This is a genomic window from Pseudobacteroides cellulosolvens ATCC 35603 = DSM 2933, assembly GCF_001262605.1.
Lineage (GTDB): Bacteria > Bacillota > Clostridia > Acetivibrionales > DSM-2933 > Pseudobacteroides > Pseudobacteroides cellulosolvens.
Map to the genome: position 1 here is coordinate 5,554,663 of NZ_LGTC01000001.1, position 24,530 is coordinate 5,579,192.

The 24,530-nt window shown below is 35.1% G+C and carries 31 protein-coding genes; 2 read left to right on the plus strand and 29 right to left on the minus strand.

Annotated elements, in window-relative coordinates:
- Positions 1–15: 15 nt before the first annotated feature.
- From Bccel_RS23025 to Bccel_RS23145, 26 genes are all read right to left on the minus strand, one after another.
- Positions 16–1,059 (minus strand): hypothetical protein, encoded by a 1,044-nt coding sequence (locus Bccel_RS23025; protein WP_036935474.1) that lies wholly within the window; start codon positions 1,057–1,059, stop codon positions 16–18.
- The gene (locus Bccel_RS30770) at positions 1,037–1,189 is read right to left on the minus strand and encodes a hypothetical protein (RefSeq protein WP_162838937.1); all 153 of its coding nucleotides are present in this window, start codon (positions 1,187–1,189) and stop codon (positions 1,037–1,039) included. Before Bccel_RS30770 ends, Bccel_RS23025 begins: the two co-directional genes overlap by 23 nt.
- On the minus strand, positions 1,182–2,030 hold the full coding sequence (locus Bccel_RS23030; RefSeq protein ID WP_036935472.1) for a C39 family peptidase: 849 nt from the start codon (positions 2,028–2,030) through the stop codon (positions 1,182–1,184). Before Bccel_RS23030 ends, Bccel_RS30770 begins: the two co-directional genes overlap by 8 nt.
- Positions 2,031–2,095: 65 nt before the next feature.
- Entirely contained in the window at positions 2,096–3,934 is a 1,839-nt protein-coding gene (locus Bccel_RS23035) for a VirB4 family type IV secretion system protein (protein WP_036935470.1), read from the minus strand.
- On the minus strand, positions 3,931–4,614 hold the full coding sequence (locus tag Bccel_RS23040; RefSeq protein WP_036935468.1) for a hypothetical protein: 684 nt from the start codon (positions 4,612–4,614) through the stop codon (positions 3,931–3,933). Before Bccel_RS23040 ends, Bccel_RS23035 begins: the two co-directional genes overlap by 4 nt.
- A 163-nt stretch (positions 4,615–4,777) precedes the next feature.
- A complete protein-coding gene (locus Bccel_RS23045) occupies positions 4,778–5,095 on the minus strand; it encodes a DUF3846 domain-containing protein (protein WP_036935957.1) in 318 nt (105 codons plus the stop codon).
- A gap of 17 nt (positions 5,096–5,112) precedes the next feature.
- Positions 5,113–6,831, minus strand: coding sequence for a DUF8193 domain-containing protein (locus tag Bccel_RS23050; protein ID WP_036935466.1), 1,719 nt, complete (start codon positions 6,829–6,831; stop codon positions 5,113–5,115).
- Between the two features lie 277 nt (positions 6,832–7,108).
- Positions 7,109–7,693, minus strand: a complete 585-nt coding sequence (locus Bccel_RS23055) for a DUF6550 family protein (protein ID WP_050753761.1) — start codon at positions 7,691–7,693, stop codon at positions 7,109–7,111.
- A 145-nt stretch (positions 7,694–7,838) separates the two neighbouring features.
- A complete protein-coding gene (locus Bccel_RS23060) occupies positions 7,839–8,384 on the minus strand; it encodes a hypothetical protein (RefSeq protein ID WP_050753762.1) in 546 nt (181 codons plus the stop codon).
- A complete protein-coding gene (locus Bccel_RS23065) occupies positions 8,381–8,761 on the minus strand; it encodes a DUF4320 family protein (protein WP_242853026.1) in 381 nt (126 codons plus the stop codon). The genes Bccel_RS23060 and Bccel_RS23065 overlap by 4 nt, the downstream gene beginning before the upstream one ends.
- 31 nt (positions 8,762–8,792) lie before the next feature.
- Positions 8,793–9,680: a secretion protein F gene (locus Bccel_RS23070; RefSeq protein ID WP_081926681.1), complete on the minus strand. Its 888-nt coding sequence runs from the start codon at positions 9,678–9,680 to the stop codon at positions 8,793–8,795.
- Positions 9,668–10,438 (minus strand): JAB domain-containing protein, encoded by a 771-nt coding sequence (locus Bccel_RS23075; RefSeq protein WP_036935464.1) that lies wholly within the window; start codon positions 10,436–10,438, stop codon positions 9,668–9,670. Before Bccel_RS23075 ends, Bccel_RS23070 begins: the two co-directional genes overlap by 13 nt.
- Complete coding sequence (locus tag Bccel_RS23080; protein ID WP_036935462.1) at positions 10,422–10,721, minus strand: hypothetical protein; 300 nt, start codon at positions 10,719–10,721, stop codon at positions 10,422–10,424. Before Bccel_RS23080 ends, Bccel_RS23075 begins: the two co-directional genes overlap by 17 nt.
- A 20-nt stretch (positions 10,722–10,741) precedes the next feature.
- Entirely contained in the window at positions 10,742–11,668 is a 927-nt protein-coding gene (locus Bccel_RS23085; RefSeq protein ID WP_457920549.1) for a type II secretion system F family protein, read from the minus strand.
- A gap of 3 nt (positions 11,669–11,671) precedes the next feature.
- A complete protein-coding gene (locus Bccel_RS23090) occupies positions 11,672–13,057 on the minus strand; it encodes a CpaF/VirB11 family protein (protein ID WP_036935458.1) in 1,386 nt (461 codons plus the stop codon).
- Complete coding sequence (locus Bccel_RS23095) at positions 13,050–13,802, minus strand: ParA family protein (RefSeq protein WP_036935456.1); 753 nt, start codon at positions 13,800–13,802, stop codon at positions 13,050–13,052. The genes Bccel_RS23090 and Bccel_RS23095 overlap by 8 nt, the downstream gene beginning before the upstream one ends.
- Before the next feature lie 11 nt (positions 13,803–13,813).
- Entirely contained in the window at positions 13,814–14,584 is a 771-nt protein-coding gene (gene cpaB / locus Bccel_RS23100; protein WP_050753763.1) for a Flp pilus assembly protein CpaB, read from the minus strand.
- A gap of 14 nt (positions 14,585–14,598) precedes the next feature.
- Positions 14,599–15,054 (minus strand): prepilin peptidase, encoded by a 456-nt coding sequence (locus Bccel_RS23105; protein WP_036935454.1) that lies wholly within the window; start codon positions 15,052–15,054, stop codon positions 14,599–14,601.
- Between the two features lie 25 nt (positions 15,055–15,079).
- The gene (locus Bccel_RS23110; RefSeq protein WP_338053613.1) at positions 15,080–15,415 is read right to left on the minus strand and encodes a hypothetical protein; all 336 of its coding nucleotides are present in this window, start codon (positions 15,413–15,415) and stop codon (positions 15,080–15,082) included.
- Positions 15,416–15,431: 16 nt separating this feature from the next.
- Positions 15,432–15,644, minus strand: a complete 213-nt coding sequence (locus Bccel_RS23115) for a hypothetical protein (RefSeq protein ID WP_036935450.1) — start codon at positions 15,642–15,644, stop codon at positions 15,432–15,434.
- A 50-nt stretch (positions 15,645–15,694) separates the two neighbouring features.
- Positions 15,695–16,528, minus strand: coding sequence for a conjugal transfer protein TrbL family protein (locus tag Bccel_RS23120; RefSeq protein ID WP_036935448.1), 834 nt, complete (start codon positions 16,526–16,528; stop codon positions 15,695–15,697).
- Positions 16,529–16,560: 32 nt separating this feature from the next.
- Positions 16,561–16,815 carry a SpoVG family protein gene (locus tag Bccel_RS23125; RefSeq protein ID WP_036935446.1) on the minus strand — a complete coding sequence of 85 codons (255 nt, stop codon included), beginning with the start codon at positions 16,813–16,815 and terminating at the stop codon, positions 16,561–16,563.
- Between the two features lie 68 nt (positions 16,816–16,883).
- Positions 16,884–17,147, minus strand: a complete 264-nt coding sequence (locus tag Bccel_RS23130; RefSeq protein WP_036935444.1) for a DUF6133 family protein — start codon at positions 17,145–17,147, stop codon at positions 16,884–16,886.
- Positions 17,148–17,226: 79 nt separating this feature from the next.
- Complete coding sequence (locus Bccel_RS23135) at positions 17,227–17,490, minus strand: DUF6133 family protein (protein WP_036935442.1); 264 nt, start codon at positions 17,488–17,490, stop codon at positions 17,227–17,229.
- A 160-nt stretch (positions 17,491–17,650) separates the two neighbouring features.
- Positions 17,651–17,947, minus strand: coding sequence for an Mbov_0395 family pilin-like conjugal transfer protein (locus Bccel_RS23140; RefSeq protein WP_050754071.1), 297 nt, complete (start codon positions 17,945–17,947; stop codon positions 17,651–17,653).
- 105 nt (positions 17,948–18,052) lie between these two features.
- On the minus strand, positions 18,053–19,582 hold the full coding sequence (locus Bccel_RS23145; RefSeq protein ID WP_036935438.1) for a VirD4-like conjugal transfer protein, CD1115 family: 1,530 nt from the start codon (positions 19,580–19,582) through the stop codon (positions 18,053–18,055).
- Positions 19,583–19,688: 106 nt separating this feature from the next.
- Between Bccel_RS23145 and Bccel_RS23150 the strand changes: the two genes are divergently transcribed.
- Together Bccel_RS23150 and Bccel_RS30455 are read left to right on the plus strand one after the other, a co-directional pair.
- The gene (locus Bccel_RS23150) at positions 19,689–19,988 is read left to right on the plus strand and encodes a hypothetical protein (RefSeq protein ID WP_036935436.1); all 300 of its coding nucleotides are present in this window, start codon (positions 19,689–19,691) and stop codon (positions 19,986–19,988) included.
- 12 nt (positions 19,989–20,000) lie between these two features.
- Positions 20,001–20,141, plus strand: coding sequence for a hypothetical protein (locus Bccel_RS30455; protein ID WP_154673408.1), 141 nt, complete (start codon positions 20,001–20,003; stop codon positions 20,139–20,141).
- Positions 20,142–20,261: 120 nt separating this feature from the next.
- On the opposite strand, the gene Bccel_RS23155 is transcribed toward Bccel_RS30455, so the two are convergent.
- From Bccel_RS23155 to Bccel_RS23165, 3 genes are all read right to left on the minus strand, one after another.
- The gene (locus Bccel_RS23155) at positions 20,262–22,289 is read right to left on the minus strand and encodes an AAA family ATPase (RefSeq protein WP_036935434.1); all 2,028 of its coding nucleotides are present in this window, start codon (positions 22,287–22,289) and stop codon (positions 20,262–20,264) included.
- A 235-nt stretch (positions 22,290–22,524) separates the two neighbouring features.
- Positions 22,525–22,989 carry an MGMT family protein gene (locus tag Bccel_RS23160; RefSeq protein WP_036935432.1) on the minus strand — a complete coding sequence of 155 codons (465 nt, stop codon included), beginning with the start codon at positions 22,987–22,989 and terminating at the stop codon, positions 22,525–22,527.
- A gap of 59 nt (positions 22,990–23,048) precedes the next feature.
- Positions 23,049–24,518: a PIN-like domain-containing protein gene (locus Bccel_RS23165; RefSeq protein WP_036935430.1), complete on the minus strand. Its 1,470-nt coding sequence runs from the start codon at positions 24,516–24,518 to the stop codon at positions 23,049–23,051.
- Positions 24,519–24,530 lie beyond the last annotated feature (12 nt).

Below are 24,530 nucleotides of genomic sequence, written 5' to 3' on the forward strand. Positions count from 1 at the left end.
GAGATTTTCATCTCCCTAACCCTTTTTATCCATTAAAATATACTCCTCAATAATAGGCTGGTAGATATGCTCATTTACATTGTCACTAAATAAATCATGTGAAGCTTCCGCAATCAGCAGCTCTTCTCCAAAGGTTGTTTTGCAATCTTCTTGAAACTCTTTGGGCACACATAGACCCATTTTATTAACCGTTAAATTTCCACATAGTTTTAAAAGTTTCGAGTAGTTCTTTTCCTCATAAGGCAGAAGACTTCCACAAACTAGCCTTTTATCTGCATTTTTAAAAGTACTTGTCATTTCCTTCAAAACACCACAATCATAGATAATAAAGTTATATTCCTTATCAACTTCATTAATCAAAAAGCAATCCACATCACCTATTGGATAATGTTCACCTACTTTTTCATAGGTGTATCTCTCAATCAAGTAATGCAAATCCCTATTCATGTTCATTTCAACATAGCAAGCTGTGGCTCCACGGGCTATCAGCCAGTTTGCAAAGTTAAAAGCCGTTACCGTTACACCGTTTCTTCGGTCGGCTCCTGCGATTGCAATTTTAACATTTTGAGCTTTCCACTTATATTTTGGTATCTCTATCTCATCTGGTTTGTTATCAATGGGTTTTATAATTTCATGCTTTTCAGGTTGTACAAGCTGCTTATATCTTTGCATCCCATCCTTACTCAAGCATTCTCTAATCTCATCTTTTAGCTCTTCCCCAGAAGTAGCTGTTATAATGTCAGTAACTTTCAGTTCCAATAGCTTTTCAATATGTCTATTATCACTTGTGCCTGATAAAACCACTATAATACGGCTATTAAACATCATTTGAAAAGACTGGACTGCTATTATAAAATCTTCCAGAGTATCTTCAATACAAGCTATATCAACCATAAACCATTTATAGTTATGATAATTTCTCATATCCTTCACTACAAATTGTTTTAACGAAAACCTGCCTACCAGTTTTTTTACCAGCAAATCCGATTTCTGCTCATTTTCTACTTCCAAAAAGTCTAAAAGTTCACTCTTTCCGCTACTGGACAGATATAATAGCATGTCCTGCACCTCCATTATGTAAATCATTCTTTTTATTGAGTGTATTTGTATTTGAGGTAAAAAGTAAAATAAGTCCCACAATAACAACAACTGCATATATAATCAATTCAATCATAATTTTTCTATTCATTTTGAGCCCCCTTGCTTTCGATTATCCAGAATGGTCCCCCTGCACCTGCATGTTTACTTGCTTCATTTAATATGATTGATAAATCCCATTCCTCTTTACTTCTTTTATTACTTGCCGGATCTGCGACAAGTATCTTTCCTTCTTTTGTTACTCCTCTAAGTACAATAAAATGTCCGCTTGAAGTAAAATGTCCTTTTGACATAATAGCAACTACAAGCTTGCCTGATGATAAAGCGTCCACAATACGCTGAGATTCACTCGCTGAACAGCCATAGACATTCAATCCATAAGCTTTTGCTGCCCCTGGAATCAGTGTATGATATGAACCACTATTCTCACACCAATAGCCCTTTTCATATGCCCATTTTGCCATTTGAATAGGATCTATTGTAGTTTCTGTAAGGCTCGATACAACCATAGCCATTGAAGTGGGCCCACACGCATATCCCCCAATATCATCTGTTCCATAGGGTTTATCCGCCCATCTACTATCAAGCTGATTATAATAAACAACTGGGGTTTCACCTTCATTGGATATAGTTACTCCCTCAAAACTTTGTCCATAGCTTTCAACATAATCTGTATCAGTCTCCAATATACTTTGATACATTCCAAAATCATTTTGTAGTTGTTCTACCTGAGTCAAGGAATCGCTGTCAAAGAACTGCCCCAAAAATTCCAGTGGATTGGTAAGAATATAAAAGAACATTGTAATAATGAGCAAAACAGATAATATAGGAGCAAGGATAAGTATCAAGAGTCTTTTCCTTGTTTCTGCATCAGTAGCTGCTTTAATAGCCAACTGTGCAACTATCTTTGCTACAACAGGATTAACTGCCATATAAACACCTCTCTTAAACGATAAAAGGTGCAAACCATTAAAGTCTGCACCCAATCACACTATTTTTATCTTCCGCCAGCTTTCCCCATATAATTAAACTTATATTCTGGAATCTCAAAATTTACATGTAGCCGTTTGGAACCTATGACAAACAAAGCATGCCCACGTCGTTTACTCTCCAAAAGTTCTTCCTCTGCTTCTGTCAGATTGTAGAGTTCTTTGGTTTCTTTTAAATTCTGACCGTCACATCCCATAATCAGCTTAATACATGGAATATCCAAAAGGGCTTGTCCATACATTTTAATTTCTGGAGAAAGAAAGTCTACTACACTATGAGAAATAATTATGAGTCCTGCTTCGTATTTTCTTGCTCTCTTTTCTACATTTCTAAGGAAAACAAGACTTTGTGGCACTTGAGGATCAATCATTAGATATGCTTCGTCACATATTAAAAGTACTCTTTCTGTTCTGTCCTTGCTCATTTCTTCCCAGCACCAACCTAAAAGGTTAAAATACTGCGTCCTTTTAATATTGTCACTTGTATTTTGCAGGCTATGTGTATCCAGGCAAATACATCTTGTATGTGTTTCGATGGTACTTTTCCCATTCCACAAAAAGCTGTCGCTGCCATTTGCAATATCATATAAAAGCAATGACAAATCCTTATAGCACTGATTGTTTTTATTTGCTTTCACTTTTTCTTCTATCAGCATATACAAATCACTAAAGGTAGGAAATTTATCACTTGAAATTCCTTTAATATCTGTATCCCAATAGATATCAAATCTGTTATAAAGCTCTACAATACTTTGTTTTAGTATTGCTTTTTGCATATCACTCAGGCTTGGAAGATATAATTGAAAAAAGATTTCGAGGTTCTTGACATGAAGTGCCATATCACTCATCCCATCCACATCACCATAAAGCTTACCACCCTTTTCATCAGGCTCATCATCACTGTCACAAGGTGCTGGACGAATCTGCAAAGGGTTTATTCTTCCGTTAGTTCCACCTCCAGCGTTAATCCAGTCTCCACCGAGATTAAGGCACAGATCTTTGTACTCGGATTCCGGGTCAATAATTAATAACTTTGTACCTTTCATGTATTCAGATAGCATAATATGCTTTATTGCTGTAGACTTACCAACTCCAGCCACTCCCATGACAACCATATTGGTATTGGTTCTATCATTGCCTCGTTTCCATGTATCTACAATAACCAAGCCCCCATTGTTATCCTTGGCAAAGTAATAGCCGTTGCCATCATTAAAGCCTGAACTTGCAAAAGGAAACCCGCCTACAAATGTGCTCATGGGGATGATGCGTTGTACTATGTTTTCAATGACAGGACTTGTCGGATAGGTTGGAGAAATGGTTTGTAATCCCTCTTTTTGAAGATTCGCTAGAGTTCTGACTTTACACTTCATCACATTCATCACACTTTCTACTCTTCTGCCCACTTTTATAAAATTCTTTTCATCATATGCTATAGACATTATTGAGAGACTCATCAATGCCACTGTTTCACCATTTTGATCAATCTGAAGCATTATTCTTTCACCATCTTCTGCTGATTTTTCAGCCCTTTGACGTGTTAATGGGTCTTTTGCACTTTCTGCAGTTCCTCGATTTTGAATAATACTTTTACTAATGGCAGAAATTAAAGCACCATTGTCTACCGGTTTTATGCCAATAGATACAATGGTGCTTGGAATATTTGTTATTTTTGAAAGCCATCCAACATCAACTTTTTGGGGATACCTCACAACTCCATAAACTTTTCCGGTATTTTCACCAATAACCACGCTATTTCTTTTTATCTCAAGACCCATTGGAGTTATTACATTTAACAGTGCTTCATTTACAGGAACAAACTCCGTCTTTTGCTTTTTAATCCCAATCATAACGAAACGCCTCCTTTGATAATAGGGATGCTTGGCTCAAAATTTGAATCTTCTAAATGCATGTATGCAGGATTATTTATAAGATTACATAGTCTAACAATATCCTGTTGCTCTAAAATATCGCAGCCAATACCATTATCAATAAAATTATTTGATAAATCTTTGGCTCTTACAAGTAAATCCTTCTGGGCTCCTTCATCATCTTTTTCCCATAGTATTATGTAAAATTGTCGTTCCACCACTTCTCCAGATAAGGCAAAAGTACTCATTTCAAGTATCTCCTGTTTCAAAAGTTCCTTTTGCTTTAAATCACTTGTTGCAAGCAGTTCAGACAATTCCGTAATAAGTGGTGAAATATCTACAGGTCTTGAAACAGCAATGAATTTAAATGGGTGCTGGATACCTGATATATCCGCTGTCAATTGCTTAATGATTAAGTTCTTTTCACTCTTACTGAACAGATCAATACTAATGGGGTTGATTTTCAGAAAACACAAAACCATACTATCTCTTGTATACAGAAATTTGTCTTTGATATCTTTAACATTTACAAACTCATTCGCTGTTTTTAGCTGTTCATCTACTTGCAGCGATTTCTTACTATCGGCTTTCTTAATATAGAGGTATGCTCCACCCCCCATAGCCGCACAAAGCAAAATCATAATGATTGGTACCACCATATAGCTTTTCCTCCAATTATTTTTATCGTTGATAGCCCCAAAACTATCTCTCAAAATCTTCATCTTCTTGAAGCAAGCCTATTTTGTTTAGGAATTCTTTAACACTATAGGCTGATTCGATAACAACGGATTCTGCTTGTTCATTAATTTCCAAATAGGAGAACTATTCTGGTTCTTTAAACCTCTCTGTATATTTTTCAATTTGTTCATCCGTTAGTGAAATGTCATCTCCATATCCATCGTCACTGCATATAAAAAAGGTTCCTGCAATTATATCTCTGTCCTCAAGCCTTCGATTACCCTCAAGCCCTAAAAGCTTTCCCTCAGCATTGCAATAAATGTGTGCATCATCTGAAAGATATGCATATTCAATAGAACCACCCACTATCTTCTGCATCGCTCTGTAATCCTTTTCAACTTCCATAACATAAGGCTGTTTTTGTGGTTCTACTACAAGAACCCTGATTTTATTTTTATCCATGCTAATCCTCCTCGTTATTATTTAGGTGCAATATGCCAATCATCATATAATGAGCCAGAAATATTCACATAATCATTAAGATTTATTGATAACATTCCAGCAGGCGTCCAAGCATCTAATGTATAGGTATAGACCTGGTACTGTCCATTTGGATACCAGACAGGTGTAAAATGGCATTTCTGACCATACGTGCTATATGGATTTGATTTGAATTCAAACTTTGCATAGTAGCCACTTTGTGTACATTGAAGAAGTCTCCAATAAGTTCTATATTCAAACTCAGGAAAGTAACTGACTACTGTTTGAGCTCCCGTTATATGGCTGGTTGGTGCAGAAGATATTAGATTTGTTTGCACTACATTATTGATACCATATCCACTTTTCATATTTTTATATGATGCAGTTGGAGATTTAATATCCGGCATGATTTTACTCGTTGCTGTTAGATTTGCCTCATATACATTGGTATAAAAATCATACCAGCCTTTATCTACCCAATATCCATTGTCTACCCAATGTCCCCAATCACCATGGTCACACCATTGCCAATTTGAAACCCAGACCCAATACGTATGCCATTTAGCCCACCATACGCTCCATGTAGCATATGTTTTCTGACTTTTACGTGGCATACTCACAGGTTTAAATCCATTATTTTTATCATTGGCAGTAGGGTTTGGGGGAGGGTTTTTATCCAAGTCAACAATCTTTGCTTTTATGACATTTTCACTTAGGTATCCTTTCGTTGCACTTACTGTTATCGTGACATTCTGTTCAGTTGAAGGAGTTGTCCATTTACACCAAACCACTTGACTTTCACTTTTAGGAATCACTATGTTACTCATTGTGTAGACTTTACCACCCACATTAAAAGTCACCGTTGCTGGGCTATCTGGGTTAATTTCATAAGATGAGCTTAAGGTAACGGCAGTAATAACTTCAGTATTTATACGATATTCTATAGCTGTATCTACCGGTTCTGATGATGGAGCATCCTTATAGCTTACAATACCAACACCTAAATATGTGAGAATTGTACTATTTGACTGCTTTCCTGATGTTGAACCTGTCCATGCTTGAAATCCTAGATCTGACTTTTCCAAAAACATCGCTAGTGGCAAGTTTTGATGCGTCAGGCTTACCATTTTACTTCTTAAGGCTCCACTTCGCAGTTGATCATAAAGTGCAGCTTCATGTGCTGTCATACCCATTTGAATTCCTTGATATTTAAAATATGCAATCGGCTCTAAAAGCAGCTTATAGTTCCCATTAACAAGCTGGTCAAAATTAATCCCAACATCATTGGCAATCATTTTGGCTGCACCATCAGAGCAAAAGTACTTTTTTATTGTTTCAATACTTGCGCTTCCACTACCACTGCTTATTATTTTAGGCAGAGGATTTGTTGGATTCTTATAATAATAACCGCCTTTTACAGGGGATAAAGATGTCCCATTATTGTATTGAATTTTGGATACCTTCCCAAAGTGAATAATGCTTGAAGCTGGAGTTTTATTTGTATAATCGATACTACTACCAACTGTTTTTCCTGTTTTTGCATCAACAACTGTTACCCTTACACCATCATTGCCCGGAGTCCATGAGTTTTGGTTTGTACCACTTCCCATTCCACCAGAGCCATTATCAATGTTCCCATCTCCTTCAGCATATATGGCAGTTATTGAGGATAACACAACCATACAAATAAATATGACTGTAAATATTTTTCTTCTCATCCTGTTCTCCTTTCTATATTAAAATCACTATTAATCTTACATTTAGCAGAGCAAAATAACGAACGCTCTAACGGTATATTGCGATAGATAAATGTAAAGAATTAATTGATTTTAATATCAGCAAATAAAAAAGAGGCAAATCCTAATGACTCACCTCTAATTCATTCGTTTATTAATAATGGATAGTCATGAAATAACAGTCGATTCTCATCGTCCAAAACCCGTTAAATCACCGGGTTTTGTCCTTGAGAATACGAAGTTATTTCTATGACGATCCTTAATTCATATCTCCTATTTGTTTATTCCAATCTCCATCTGAATTACTTTTTTCGCCAACGTTTGCTCCACTATCTTTTACCCATCCAAAGCCAGGCACATATGTTTCACCCTTGTCGTTTGTTTCTCCGCCTTGATGAGTTTTATCTTTTGGTTTGTCAGGTTCAACAGGTTTCACCGTCGTTTGTGGCTTTTTATCTGGATTGGTCAATTCTTTATCCTTTGGCTTTTCATGTGGCTTCTCCGTAGTCAATGCCGCTTCCGGCTTTTCTGGTGGTTCTGGTTTTTCTGATACTTCTGTTAATTGAATATTATTTGGTTTTGTTGTAGCTTCAACTGCTGTGCCACTCTCAATGATAGTGGGGGCAACTTCTGTAACAGTGGGCTGAATAGGAACAGGTGTTGCAGTATCCTTGATTTCATCCACATATGCAGCACTATCTGTTGGCTGAGTGGCTATAGGAACTTCAGAAATATTTTTATCCTTACCAATGAATGAAAATATCCCTACACCAATTGCTACACAAAGTAATAACAATCCAGATACAATTAATCCCTTTTGTTTTCTGGGAGACATCTTTTCCATTTTCATGTACCTCCTTAATTAAAGGCTAAAATAAACTACTATCTGAAAACAAACTCTAAAAATCAATCAAAATCTTCCAACTACTTCATATTATATCACCTAACTTTCGTAATGTCTACAGTAATTATACGCACTATGTTTCATATTAAAACTTGGGTACATATCCTGCCTCCAGCTTTAATTTAAACTTCAAATTGGGTAAATGTTCCCATCCAAAAGATAGTGGTACAGTAATATCAACAGTCCCTTCAACAGTAAATTGATTGGTTCCACTTACATTCGTAGGTGCTAAAGGAGCATTCTTCACATCAACACATAGATTTGAAATGGCATACTCCAAATCACTTCCTGCATACTTTACATATTTATCGCCTTCTTGTACCAAGCTTAGGTTTTCTTTGAGCCTTTCATAAATGTTCCCCGTACTGATATTCTCACTCCAACTTGAGCCAGTTAAGGTATATCCTCCTGAATATCCTTCCCTAAGGCCATTATAAACCTCATCCCAATTCTCAGTAGCCACATCAATCACTGAAGATTGTACAGCATCCCTTATACCCATTGCTACAATCATAAGTCTCATATATTCAAAAGCTGCACTGGATAGAATAATGATTACAAGAACAATGGCCACTATTAGCGGTGTAGAACTGCCTCCTTTATTTAGAAGAATTTTTCTGAATTTAATCATTTGTGATATACCTCCGATACACCTGTTGCTTTAGAAGTCAAAGTTATAGGAAATGATGCAAACTCTCCAAATAGACCGATATTAACAGTTGTTGTTAAAGTAACCGTAAACTCTTGGTTAAGCTGAATATCACCCGTCTTTGACCATATGATTGTCGGTTTTAATCCTGTATCCTGGGAAAGTTGTTCTGATTTTACCGTTGTATTACTTCCTATATTACCGGATATTTCAGCAGTCCTGCATAGCTCACTTGCATATGTATCTAGCTGCTGCTTTGCTATAAATACAGGCATTACCTTGATTACAACAGCAATAAGCATTGCAATTACCAATACAACAACACATGCATCCACAAAGCTGTTTCCCTTTTTATTCATTAGCATCCTCAAATAGCAACCGTCCTTTCCACTAAAACATATTTCCAAAAGCTCTCATAATCTCGTATCCAAGAATTCCTAAATACATTATCAAAAAGCATCCTAACATCATAAAAGAATACTTCTTGATTTTTCCCGGTTGTTTCATAGCAAGGAGTTTCAGCTTTTGGATTTCCAACTGCTTAAAATCATGATTAAGCATTTCAAAGTAAATTACACCATTATCTCCTCTCTTGACTGAAATAAGCCCTCTCACCACATCTGATAACATAGCACTGCCTATTCTTGCTTCAAGTCTGGTCAGTGCTGTTTCCTCATTTCCTGATTTCATATCTGCAATGGTTATTTCAATCTCTTGTTTGAACTTCTCTCCTGCACTTTTTTGGTAGGACTTTAATATGGCCGGCACATCTCTGGTAGCCTTTAGAGATTGAGTTAAATTTGATACAAACCTTGGCAATTCATACTCAATTTCTTCACGTTTTTGTCTGACAATTTCATCTGCAGCACGCATATCCTTAAACAGCATGGCTATGGAAAGCAATATAATTACAGGTGTAAGAATTGGCAACAAAGGAAGTACCGGTATAATCAATAACGTTATTAGCCCTGATTTTATCCATGCTTTTGCTATGTATGTCTCTGGTGTCATCTTAAGTCCTGCCGATTTAAGAGTTGCTGTCAATTTTCTTTTTTTATAATCATCCAGTCTTATAAGTTTTGATAACTTTGTTGCTGCCTCAAATATAAGGGCTTCTATATTTTTTGTTTTCTTTTTATCCTGCCTTGCAACACTAATTACTGCCTTTGTAGTCGCAATCTTCGGCAAATGAAACAGATGTGCTGATATGTTGAATAATCCAATCGACAGGAAAAATGCAAATAATCCAATCAAGAAAAATATCATCATCTCTCCCATTCACATTCCTCCTCTAAGTCTTGCTCTATTAGGTCAATGTTCAAGGTAGAATCATTCAAAGAAGCGTGAAAATCTTTTTCATCTTCATTTGCAACCGAAATATTGCCAGACTGAATCGGATCATAGCAAATACTCTCTATTGCCTTTGGAATCATGCCTTTTTCAGCCATTGATAGATAACTGTTATTTGCAACAATGATGTGATCAAGAACATTTATCTGAAGAGGAGTAAAAATAGAGACCAAATTCTGCGTAAGCTGTTTATCTTGTAGAGAAGGAACCATGCTTCCCCCAGGATGGTTATGAGCAATAATCATTGATTTACAATCACAATCAAGTGCTGCTTTTAATACTACCCTTGGATACACAACTGCTTCACCGATAGTTCCTTCTGACAAAACCTTTGCTTCAATTACGTTATTTCCGCTGTCTAAAAAAGCAACCATAAATTTCTCTTTATCCTTGATACCTCCTAGAATTGATACAAAATATTCACCGGCAGTTGCTGCTGAATTGAGTGTTATTTTATTATCTTTTTCATACAATTTCAGAAGTCTGTAGGATGATATAAATTCATTCAGTATATTTATTTTATCCAGTTGCTGTTTATTGGGATCAATGATACCCGGATGTTCCAATACATTGAATGGATTATTCTCTGAAGCATATTGTCTTACTTTTCTTTCTGAAAGTCCTGTCAGACTTGTAAGTCCTTTGATAAAGCTGGTAAGATGTGATTCATCATAATTTTGCTTCAAACCCTGCACCACCTTCCACGGCTTTCGATTTTATATCTACAGATTCTGGATTCAAAACATCTTCTCCAAGACCAAAAAGAACAAGCCTGACAGCATTCAATTTTTCATAAATATCTGCTGAAAAATCAAAGGATTCGAGCTTTTTAAAAAAGCCCTCCACTCCGTTTATTTGAATACACTTGTTGATTTCATCTGTAATGTCTGAATCAAATGCGAAGAGCTTCCCTAATAGACTGGAAGCCCTTTCGTAATCTCTCTGTTTAATTGTAGTATTATTTATCATTTTGAAAACCCCTTTCCTAATTATCTTTTATACTCTATTGGTTTTGTAATTCTGATAACTGCTGCCAAGGAAACAAAAATGGCCAATGTACATACTGCCAGTATTCCTTTTCCCATTACGGTATCCACAAGCACCCTAAACCAATCTTTATTCAGGAAGTAGATGAGTGGAATATTCAAAACTAATAACAGTGCCATGGTAATAAACTCCTTCAACGGTTCATACATCAGATAATCCAATTCAGCCGATACAATTCTTACATCCGAAAGTTTTGATATAATGGGTGTAAGCGTAGTCTTAAGAGTTTTATCTTCTTGACATGCAATCATTGCATCTACCCATTCACTAAATACATGATGGTTGAGCTTTGGCTTCATATCGCTAAGTGCCTGCTTCACATTTACATTAATCATATTTGCCTGTGTTAAAAATGTCTTAAATGCATTGGATATTGGAGGATTGAGATATGCTATGTTCTCTTGAACAGCAGTAATTATACTTTCATTTCTAAAATAGCTTGATGTAATAATCGATAAAGCAGTTTCCAATTCTGCATTTACCTGTTTTTTGAAAGAATGCGATATAAATATCAGATACCAAAAAGGGATAAGGGATAAACCTATTGCGGCAACAGGAATCATGAGAATATTGTCCATAAGAATTGAAGTAAAAATACCTGCCACCATAAAGATAAATGAGAGAGCAAATACCGTTCCAAACTTTGCTCCTTTTCCCATTAAGGTTAATACGTCCCCTGCTTCTTTTACCGTTTTTCGAATTCCCCTTAAAGGCTTCGGATTTTTTACTTCTTCTATCCTTTTACTTATAGTTTTTTTACGGCTTTGAAATGGCTTGAAAAGATTTTCTACAAACTCAAAAATTGATAGATTTAATGTTAGAAAAGAACCCAATATTAAACCAACTAGTGCAATCAGTATCAGAAACATCACCTATACATCAACTCCTCCCATTATGCATTCAAGCAAACTCACTGGCATCCCATTTTCAAGAAGTCTTTTTTGCATACTCTTTGATATATTATGTACTTTCTGATATTCTCCTTTAATGGATAATTTGCCACCTACAACCGTGTTTTCAATAACATTGTAGCGAAATAAGGTATGGATTTTTCTAGTCCCATCCTCTAATATTTCACATTCTGTTATCTCCATCACTTTACGGCTGCCATCTTCAAGTTTTTTTACAAACAACACTATGGGAAAAGCCTCAGTTACAAGATTATACAAAGTCTTATCTGCAATATCATACTTTTGAGTACATAAAGTAACCATTCGATTGTAAGTAGCTATACAGCTATTGGCATGAGTAGTTGTAATAACTGCATGCCCTGTTCTTGCAGCCTCTTGTGCTGCAAAAGCTTCTGCTGACTTCATCTCTCCCACACAGATAATATCTGGGTTACATGTAAGAGCATACTCGAGCAATTTTTCCTGGTCTATATTTTGCTTTTTATCTTCAGAGTATCTGGTAACAGTATGTACAATATTATTTGTTACATTACCATTTTCATCTTCCCTCACAAGATCAAACTCACGGCATCCATTTTCGATTGTAAAAATACGCTTTTCATTTGGGACACTGGATAATATCCAGCTCATAAGAGTGGTTTTCCCTGAACCTGTACTCCCTGTAACACACATGGATAAGCCATATCTTAAGCATATACTTAGAAAATCAAGCATTGGGGCTGTAGCTGTATTGTTATTGATAAAGTCTTCTTTTGATAGTTTTTGAGGATTGATGATACGAATGGAGGCTGCTACTCCTTTATCCGAATCAGTAATGGGATTACCCAAAACAGTAATACGGATTTTGTTTGAAAGATGGCCTACAACTCCTGGCTGTGAGTTATCAAGAATCATCCCCGATTTATGCAAAAGCCTTCTAACCACATCGACAGCATGTGCCGGACTGTTAAACCTCTCTATGGCTGGAACAACTCTTCCATCTGAATAGGTAATCTTAACATCTTTCCAGCTATTAATATTGATTTCTTCAATATTTGTTACAAACAGATACTGGGTGAGAAAAGAAAATTCAGCCATCTCAGTATATAACCGTTCAATGAGCTCATCAGCACTCATTCCCTCAACGCTCAGGCTATAATCAGCAAGATATTTGGCAATGTAAGCGGTAATTTGTTGTTTTTGCTCTCCTAGCTGGTTATCTCCCTTTGAACCTACTGTACTTCCCGGATTATTTACAATTATCGTGGCATATTTGCTTGAAAGGTATTCTTGTAATTCATTTAAAACTTCAGTAAATTCTTTTTTGTTCTTTGCCATATTATAAAACAGGCCAAGGTTTCTACTCATTCCCAAAGACCTCCTTTACTATAGCTTTAATTGAGTAATCAAAATCTTTTGCCGATTTTCCTTTGATTTCATCAAATAAAGTAATCGAAGCCGCTTGTTCTTCGATATCCTGCACATGAGGTAATATATGGGATATACCGCCATAAGCATTCTTATACTCTTCTATATCCTGCATAGGTTTGGCATTGGATAATACTTTTATATGGCTTTCAGACTTAAACTTCTGCTCTCCCAATAATGGCAGCATGGACATAAAATAAGAGATGCTTTTCAAATCACATCTCCCAAGCCTTAATACGTTATCTGCAACTTCCAAAGCCACTGTAGATAAAACACTTTCTGTTAATATACTGGAACAATCAATTACCACATAATCAACAATGTGCCGTAGAAGTACAAAAAAATCTACTGCTCTGTCCTTTCCATACTCGGCATAGAAATAGGGGTTTTCACAAGCTTTATAGCCTAATAAACTCAAATATGGATTGCCATTTATAGCAACACAGTTTTTTAAGATTACTTCTTGCGTAATGTTAGAAGCTGCTAAAACATCTCCGATTGAAGCTTCTATAGGTTCTTTTGATTTATAGATGGTTGGTAATGCAGGACAAATATCATCACACAGGATGAGCAAAACATTCTTCTTTTTACTGCTGAGTTCCTTGGCAAGCTTTATTGAAGCAATTGTCTTGCCACTATTTGGGCTTCCCCATACTGCCAGCATTTGTTTTCCCTTGCTACTCATCGCACTTCCTCCTATTTCGTTTGTTTTATCGTATTTTCTGTACCACTTTTGCCTTTAAAGTAGTTATCCTGCTCATTCAGGAATTTCTTTGCATTTTCACTAGAGCCTCTGTAAACCAAGGTAGCATGAATATTACCCTTTTGCTCCAAATCAGCAAGCACCTTTGCTTGTTCAGTATTTACAAGTAAAGTCAGTGTTGAAGGCAATTCCGTTTCCTTGTCTTCTTTCTTTGTTTCTACTTGTGCTTGTTGCTTATCCAATCCACTTTCTGTAGTTGCAGCCAATACCTTTACATATTTAAGCTCCGGTGGAATAGTCGCAGATCCCATATTGTCGTAATTTGATGAAATTAGAGTCACGATATCACCTGATTCCAATTTACCCGATAAACCAGCTGCAAAGGATTTTATTGTGATAGACATTGCCAATTTAGTTCCATCCAAATCATTAAGGTACTCAAACTCAACCATAGGCTTGTCTGTTACCTTTGAAGCCAAAATATAATCACCTTTCATGAGATCAGAACTAAGATATTTCCCAATAACATCATCTTTTCTCTTAATAATATTCTGCGGAAGATTATATGCTCCAACCTTTACAACTTCCAGCTTATCGTCAGTAATTATCTCTCCTTTTTTCATATCAGATGATATCCTGATTATTTCTGTGTGTGCTTTTAGTCCACTGTTAAACATAGGTGTAAGTATAAAGCATATAAAAAGCGAAAGAACAATACATATAAGACCAATAACTGTTCGGCTCTTCATAAAATTCAATTTCATAACCAATTGCCTCCTCAATTTTTAATTGTCATCAAATAATATGTTATATAAGAAAAAATACCTCCTGCACAGAAAAACGGTGCAAGAGGTAGTGTCATAGTATTAATTCTTTTATTACTATCATGACATCTTAAGCATAATCCAAAAATCAAAGCCATTGTAAGTGAAATGATACTATGTAATGTACCAAAGGTAATCCCCAGCACAAACCCACAAGCTGCCATCAGCTTTATATCACCGCCGCCCATTGAAAAACCACTGTCTTTTTTAATAAAGACTGCTGCAAGCAGATACGGCAATCCTGTCATAATAAAACCCATAACTGCATTCCATGGATGTATGGCTAAAAACCCAGTTGATAATATAAGCACTACAATCGTGTCAGGTATTTCTCTTTTTTTTAAGTCCCATAAAGCAGCGAATATAAGCAATACTGCAAATAAGCACCCCTTTAATATCAACACATTCATTCCTAAGATTTGCTCCTTCCTTTTGTCATTTATTCTTTCTGTAAGTCATGCCCCATTCATCGCCATAAGCATATGGATAATACTTCTGACTTCTTGCAAAACGGATCATATTCTGAACCTGGTCTACAACAGATAGATTGGTCTGATCCTTGGTTGTCATCATCACCGAACCAATGATACCAGCTAAAATACATACCATTGTTGGTGCTGCACTTTGTGAAAATAGCCATATAATAAAAGCAAGCATTCCGGCTGCCAGTGAACCTATTACAGACTGCAGGAGTTGCTTCCTTCCAAAACCAGAAAAGATTTCTGTTTCGGTTTTTACTCCCATTGGGATATAAAGCTTTTCTTCCATCATATCCTCCTTTACATCACTAACTTTTGTAGTAATACAGTATTAAATCTTTGATCTGCCAGATACTTTCGGCAATAATATAGAAAATCACTGTGTTCTTAGCTCGTTTTCTATATTGAGTTGACTCTTCTTCGGCAGCAGATAATCGAACCGTACAATAAATAAATCTTGCAACAGCTCCAATTCTAATAAGACTGATTACAGCAATGGAAATGTCGTCAATAGTCACCACTGCCTATGCACCACCTTTTCAATAAAATTCATTTCATCAAAGCACATCCTTTATTTTGCAAGATTCTTAGCCATCCCTACCAGTCTTACACTATGATAGATATTATTTATAGCTCCGGTACCGCCACCACCAGTTGTAATAAGAAATTCCTGTAAGAATTTTGGTGTTTTTATTGCTAGAACCATACAGGCTACTCCCCAAAAAATATGCATATTTAACATGAGTCCAACACCTAATTTTGCCAGAGAAATCTGAATGACAATTGCTAAAGTTGATTGAAAAAACTTATTGATATATGACTTAAAAACTCCCTTGTCATTATCTAAAAGACCCACACAAGCCATAGGGATTCCAATTCTAAGGATCAAAATTTCCAGACCTCTCATTAAGAATTGAAAGTATAGCATAAAGTAGCATATTAAAAATATCAGACCAAATATTGCCGTTACCAGTCCTAAAGATGAAATGCCCGTTACCCATGCCTGCCAATCAAAATCTGTAGCTACTCCAATGGTTGTGAGAAGTTGATCTGTCATATCTTCAACAATGCCCCCAAGCCACCCATAAAGTGTTGGGAAACATATAGCTACTGCTAAAGCTCTTAGAAAATTGGTCAAAAGATATAAAGGTTCTTCGTCGGCATCCCCATCAGTCCACATGACATAGATTTCAAATCCCTTTTTTAGAAACTTCAAAATTATCATAGATACCCCAAATCCAAATGTCACATCAAATAAGGTCTCTGCCAGATCTACACCGGATACAACTGTCATATACTTTTCAGAATATAAGGTCATAGGCACTATATCCGTCAAGAAGCTGTCAATAAATACAATAGAGCCATTAAGCAGGGCAACAATGAGCACTATTAAAATTGCTTCCAAACTTCCTCCACCCCTTTCAATGGGAAATCAACTTAAGAAATTGATGATTTGTAAGCCTCAATGACACTGCCTTCAATCTTTTTCCTTGCCTCTTGACATATCGGATGGCAGGTTTCAATGTATTTATCTCCAATCTTGTTACTTGGCATAGATACAAACAAACCCTTTTTACCTACAATCAACCGTATGTTTTTAATTACAAAGCAATCCTCAATTATCAGATTTGCAATAGCCATAAGCCTGCCCTTATTATCAAAAGTTTTCCTAATTTCAGTTTTTATGTTCATGAAATTCCTCCTGAATTTTTATAAAATTTTTAAGGCGATGCATAAACACACCGCCTTTTGAAAGAAGCCTATCCCTTGAAATTAAACATATCCTTGATCTTCTGAGTAATTGTCGGAAGTACTGTTCCATTAAGCACAAGATATAATCCTGCAAGTATCAATGCTCCAAGCACAATTGAAATAAGTACAGTGACAGCCACATCAAGTGCTCCTTGTCCATCACGATTAGTTACTGCTCCCCTAGCTTTGTTTAAAGACCCACAAAATGCTTCTTTTGCATTACAAACAGTCTCTAACACTTTGAATTCAACCTTTTTAATAATACCTATCATTTAATTCTTCCTCCCATATTATATTTGAAGATGTAATTGTAAAGGCGATGAATCACCATCGCCAATTTCATATAATTGTTTAACCTTTGTAATTAAACATGTCTTTAATTTTCTGTGTAATGGTTGGCAGTACCGTGCCGTTAAGAACCAGATACAGTCCTGCAAGAATCAGAGCTCCAAGCACAATAGAAATTAATACAGTTACAGCAACATCAAGTGTACCTTGTCCATCTTTGTTATAAATTGCTTTCCTCGTTCTTTCAAACATATTAGATGCTTTACATCTTGCATCAAGTGCTAATAACATTGATTTGTTTTTGGCATTTTTCATAAATTTACTCATTTTGAGCCTCCTGAAAATAATATTTTTAGTGGTGCTAAGAACAAAGTGTGCCTCAAGCACACGTTTTGCGTAGCAAATTGTTCAGCTGTTCGACGGAAAGTCCTTTCATGGACTTTCCTAGTCAATAATAAAAGCCATGGTATAAACATGACTTTTTGAACTATTTGTAGTACCCGATAATCAGATTTAGTGTTGCAGAACCAATAACTGCACCAAGACACGAAACAATTGCAACCACAATTCGGTTATTCCACTTTTTCTGGTCCATTTCATCAGCTGCCGATCTGCGTATACAAAAATAAATAATAAGCAGCCCTGAAACTACTGGTGCAAGAACCATAAGCCAAGTGGTCACGTCTCCAATCAGCTTTTCTGTTCCTGTTACTACCTTACTGTCTTTAATGCCATCAGCATATACTGGCATATTGCTAAGAATTAAAAAAGCAAGTGCAGTCATTCCCACACTTGCCTTTTTCCAAAGACTTGTAACTTTTGTTTTCAATTTTTCGGTATTCACAAAATTACCCTCCTGTCAGATTTTTTTCACTTTTTTCATAATACTCTATTCAAAATCACCCTCAATACTCACATAAGAACCACCTCCTTTATCTGCTGTTTGTTGTATTTTTCTGATAATGTCTTTTTGATAGTAAATCCATATATTCCATAGTGTTATTTCTTCATGGATATCCGTTATTACCTGACGACTTTTCTCCCTCTCTTCCCTTAACTTACGATTATGTTCCTTATCCCCAAGTCCAAGCATTTTATTAAAGCACCATTCCGATAAGTCAGGAGAATACATAATTGCAGGATGTGTTCTTGAGGTTACAATTTGATAGGGTCTTCTTATACGCCTTACCTCATCAACATTTAAGAGTTTGCGTTCAATCAAACTAATACTGTGAGAACTAGACGGTGTAGTAAACTTGGCATGATTTGCTGAAAGCTGATAGCTAGAAACAGTGTATGTGCCAAGCTTTTCTGATATCTCTCTTAAAGTATCCATATCATCTGCCTGTAAATAGACCCAGGTCTGGCAATTGGCTTTAATGGTATCTGAAGTATTTTCATCATACTTCTCTTTCAATTGGGAAAATGACTGAATAAAGAGATTAAACCTTATTCCCCTGCCTCCACCTACGGTTAACTTATTTGTAAAATCAGTGATCGTTGTAAAATTCCCAAACTCATCAAGCATGAAATTTACTCTCTGCAATAACCTTCCACCCCTGTTATCCGCTAAGTTTGCCAATAATTCATACTGTTGTGAAACTACAAGGGATGCAACTGGATAAAATGTAGTTTTTTCATCAGGCAGGATTATAAAAAGTGCTTGCTTCTTTTGACCGATATCCTGCAACTGAAAGTCACTTTTATGGGTTATGGCATAGATTGATTTACTGGTAAACAATCGAAGTGTAGTTAACGCAGAAGTATAAAAGCTTCCCCTTGTCCTGCTTGGAGCCACGTCTGAAATGGAAAGAAGTGCTTTTGCAGGATGTGAAGATGGAAGCTTTTTAACATATTCAAGGAGTGGCATTTTATTACCAATTGTCTTTACCATTTCAGCAATAAACCAATAAACATTGGTCAGATTCTGATATTCTGGACGATGCTTATTATCACAAACGACACAAAGAATGGAGGCTGCAATTATTGAGCATTCCCCATTTGTCCAGATTTTTTCCCCTTCTGGTTTGCCGACAAGATTATTGGTAAGATCCCATGCAAGCATTTCTGCTTTGTCAGTATCACCATCATTTACTGCGTTTATAATGGGTTGTAGTAGATTATACCTCTGGCTCTTGGAAGGATTTTTGAAGTCCAAGGTCAGCACTTCATAGCCCAGCTTTTCAAGAAATGTAGCTGTGTAGTGAAAAAGTTCTGCTTTAGGATCACTGATTACAATAGATTCTCCTGCAAGTCCCAATGCACAAATGGATTGAATAACCAAACATCGGGTTTTACCAGAGCGGGTGGCTCCAATACATAGTAAATGACTGTCTTCACCAACATAATAGATGCGTTCCTTATTTCCTTCTTTCTTTAGACCAATGACAACACCTCCTTGTGAGGTAATAGTGGACATAGGGCATCAACTCCTTTCATAGGTTGTGATTCTTTAATTGAAGTGGTAATCGTATTTTGGTAAAATACTGATATAAAGTATCTATCGCTAAGAAGGTGTATTTATTTTGAAAGTGTTTAAAAAGAAAATCCGTGAGATTACTGTTAATGGAATACAGTTTTATTTTATAGTTATCGAAAATTCCCATGATGTAACTTTTCGCTCTTATCCTAAAAGTCTGAAGTCATCATGCTTTGAAGCATATTTCGACTGGAAAGATACATGGGATATTACACTATATAAGCCTAGCGTAGCTTCAAAACTAATAAAATATGCCTTGGATAATGGATGGCATTGCCTTGAACCTAATCAACATCTAAAAATTCATTATGACTGTACACTTACAAATTTAGATATAAAGGACTAGGAGAGTTTGTTTATGGCTGCTAATAGAGTTATACGAAAAGTACTTGAGCATGTGGGAATTGAAAAGATTCTTAATACAAAAGGTCAGCTAGACTTAGGACACATAGAGAATATATATGATATAAATAACGCTTTAAGAATGCAGTATAAATGATTAAAAAAATTAAAAGTTATAAAATACTTTTTATAGCCTAAATACATATGAAAAATAAAATACCGCCAATTATATTATCCGATATAACTGGCAGTAGGGGTTATAACATATCATGATTTTTTATTTTAACGACTTATTAATTTTGTCAACAAGTAGTTCACATTGCTCTTTTTCTATTGATGTTAAATCTGAAAAGGAATGATCTCTAGACCATCTTAGAAAAGCCTTTGCCAGTTTGTACTTTGAAAAGTCATTTCCTACCTCTTTTACAAAAATATCTATAATTGGTCTTGATATTTGAGCAAATGATAATTCCACAATATCCCATCCAAGAATATCTTTAGCAATTTTAACCAATGTATCTCTTAATAAATCTTCAATTTCTGATTTTAATACTTTCCCTTTATAAAAATCCTTTGTTCTCAATATCCTTTTATTACCTAATGTACTTACTAATGTGTCTTGTGTTGCAGCTTGATCTCCCGATGCATCTGAATCAAGTAAAGCAGCTACCTTTAAATTTTGTGCATGCAATATTGTTGCAAAATATGTTACTTTACTAGCTGAAGAAGCAGGAATTAATGCAATATTCTTATCAATTCCAGTTTTATTCTCTTCTTCGAGTAAGTTTGAGATAGCTTCTAGATACCAATAATCTGTAAGTCCCTCAAGTACAAGGTTTTTTTGATGAACAAATAAACTCTGCGCCAAATCATACCCTAATGCTTCTTGCAATGGTAGCATTGCTGCTGCATCATTTGCAGTAATTGAAGTATGAACTATTGTCCCTTCTTCTCTACTGTTCATTTCTATAACCCTTACTAGATCTAATTCATTTGCACCAACCAAAAACGGAGAGTGAGTTGTAAAAATAGTTTGATTTTTTTCACTCAATCTTGTTATAGTTTCTCTAAACTCTGCTTGTTTTAATCCATGCAAGCTCATTCCTGGCTCATCAAGTAAAAGAATTGCATTTTTATGTTTATCTTCAGATTCGGCAAAAAATACAACAAAAAATGAAACTAACCATTGAAATCCCTCTGAACGTTGATCTAATTCAACTTCAACACCCAATTCATCTTCAACAACAACTTTTAAATATTGATTATCTGCTTTAATTACCAATTTACTTGCCTCAGCTCTTTTAGAACTTGGATTCCATACTTTTCTTATTTCATTTGTAAGTCTAACACTTGCTGCATTTAATCTATAACTTCTATTATCCAGTTGATCTTTATATTTTTGTAACGAATTACTATCATTAGGGTTAGCAACATTAGCTTTGCCTGCATCAGATAATTCTCTTGCAGTAAATCCCAATAGTTTCAACAGACAATTATTGCCATAATCATATTGTTCATCATCAAGAATGTTTTGCTCAGTTCTTTGAGCTAGAAGCTCAAGATGTATTGAAGGCTTCACTCTAAAATAATTATTAAATAATATAAATTTTGGTAATTGACTACGACACTTCTTTAACACTTCACTTCTTACACTAACTAACGCTAACATATTTTTAATTTTATCAAATCTTTGCTCTTCCGTTTTATTATTCTCATCAATATATACAAAATTATCATCCAGCCAGGCTGATAAAGCATTTGATTGTGTTTCACTTAGTGCAGATTTATCATTAAAAGCATCCGTAATTGTTTTTAACTTTTCACTAGGTTTTGAAACAGTTTGCTCAGAACCATTATTTTCAAATGTCTTATCAATATGTGCAGTTAATCTCATTAAGTCTTTACTTATATTTCCATAGGTCAACATTTCAATTCCGTTATCAATTCTGTGCCACGTAGAATTATCTAGATTTCTACCAAAAACATATATTATATTTCCATAACCATCCGGAATAATCTCCTTTTCTTCCTCAGTTAATGTAAAATGCCCTTCCACCACAGTATAACTTGAAGGATCTATTTTACCGGAAATAATATGCTCGTCATGGAGTGACCTTGGATAGTCTCTTAAAGGATTAAATAACGGAACCCCTTCTGGTGGATTCAATTTCTGTAGAGCTTGTAAAATAGCTGTCTTTCCAGCTTCATTTGGGCCAACAAAAATTGTCTTTAAATTTTCAATTTCAAAATACCCCGTGTCTTTTATACTTCTATATCCTTTAACTCTTGCTTTAACTAATCTCATTATAACCACCTCAATTATTCTATATATGTGTAAGGCCTACAAAGTTTATAATTCGACAAACACTCACTCATATTGGTATGTAATTACAATCTTATATGGTTATTTTATCAAACCTTGTCCTTTAAAGTCCACATATACTTTCATATATTATCAAATCTTATATATTAAGGCATCTATGACAAATCAATATATTCTTTTTATTAAAGCAGCTTCAATGAATATATGAATATATCCTTTACTCTTCCAATTTATAAAACTTATCCTTGTAATCCTTCACAAAATACCTTTTACCCTTTTGAATGATGTTGTGACCTTCTATCTCAAGATGCAGTTTTTGTCCATCAATGCCTTCTGGATATTTTTCGTTCAGCTCACCGTCTTTCTTCAGTGTTCTCCAGTAGGGTGTCTGATCAACACCACGCTCAACCGATGCCTTGGCTGCAATGTTTATGAATATTCCTGCCGTTAAAGGGCAGGTATTATCGGCACCATGCTTCTTTGCCAAATAGTTTCTTATGTAATCAGATGTTATGACTTTTCCCACTGGAACCTTTTTCATAATTTCATCGTAGGCAATTGGAGGGGCAATAAGAAGTTTTGTCCCTCCATACATCGATATAGCTTTAGAATCAGTGATTTCAGATATTTTAGGCATATCTTTGCTGTCCTGCAGTTGTTGGTTAAAAGATCTCTTTGCCATAACAATTCAACTCCAGTCTTAATTAAATTAGCAATCTCAAACTATCTCAATAATAATGTTCAATGATTCCAAGCACAATCATTACAAAAACCATTCCCACCATCTTCATCAATACTATATCTGCGCCCACAATCTGGACATTCATATTCACCATCTTCAATCATACTTTCATCAAAATCATAATCATTAAAATTCAACTTTAAAATCTTGAATTGGTTAATGCTGTATTCATAGAGTGAATATGATTTTTCTGGAGCTTGAGTGTAATCAATCGTAAGTATAACCTCAAACTTTCCTGTACTTTTTATTTCAACACTCCCACTTGTACCGCTTTCCTTGTTCCAGTATACAGATATATTTGAGTCTGCAGAAATTTCCACATCAAATTCTATAATCATCTGAAACTCATCATCATCAAAACTAAATTTTTCTTTGGTAGATTTTATGTCAGAAATCTCTATTTCATCAACTTCATCAACATTTCCACCTGCAATATACTCACCAAGTATGTCTTCATTTATCTGATCAATAATTCTTTCTTGCACTTCATCTTGATTTGTGAAATCAATTATTATCTGAGATAATTTTTCATTAAAGTACTTGTTCAAATCAGATATAAAGCTTATTCGTTCTGTTATTTCAAGAATAGCATGTATTGGGACATTTAATTCTTCTCCGCAATGATTAATAAATTCATCAAAGGTTAACATAGTAAACTGATAATTCCCGTTGGTTTTACTCATGAATTCTTCTGTAAGAACTGTTGGAATTCTGTTCTTATTTATTATATCTGGAACCCACCAATCCATTTTTTTCTCATTATTAATAAAAATAACATCTTTCTGAGAATCGCTAAGCAAATTCAAAATTTCTTTCCATATAATTAAATCTCCATATTTACGTTCAGGAATTTCAGAAGACTCATTATCCTTTTTTTTGATATCAGTAAATCCTGGAGCAATTTTATATTTGTATCTTTTTTCGCCTTCTTCATAAATTCTTAGCAGTTCAATAGTTGAATATCTTTTTGCATTACTCTTTTTATGGAGTTCATCAATGTATTGCTCTATGCAGTCTGAAGACTTACTAATACCATTTGAAACCATACTTTTTGTGTGATTTGATTGTATTTCTTTAAGTTTTTGACTTGCTTCATTTTGAATCTTTATAATCTCATTTTTTATGTATTCATTCTGTTCTAATATTTCAGGTAGTTTAAATCTATTGAAAGTATTAAAAACAGAATTGATCTTATTCTGATTATCTGATAAATGCTTACATATTTCTTCTTTTAATCTCTGATACCTATTAATGTTTTCATCTCTTTTTTCTTTCACATGCCTCTTAAATTCAGAATATACTTGATTGGGTAGCCAAAATAAATTCGACTCAGAAAGTGCTTCAACAATTGAGCCAATTGTGTCAGGCGATAATGAATACAAATCTAACCAAACATTGGTATCCATGATGATTATTGGCTTTTTCTTTAAAATTTCACAAATATCGCTTTTCATATAAATATAAGCCATTAATAAATTTCT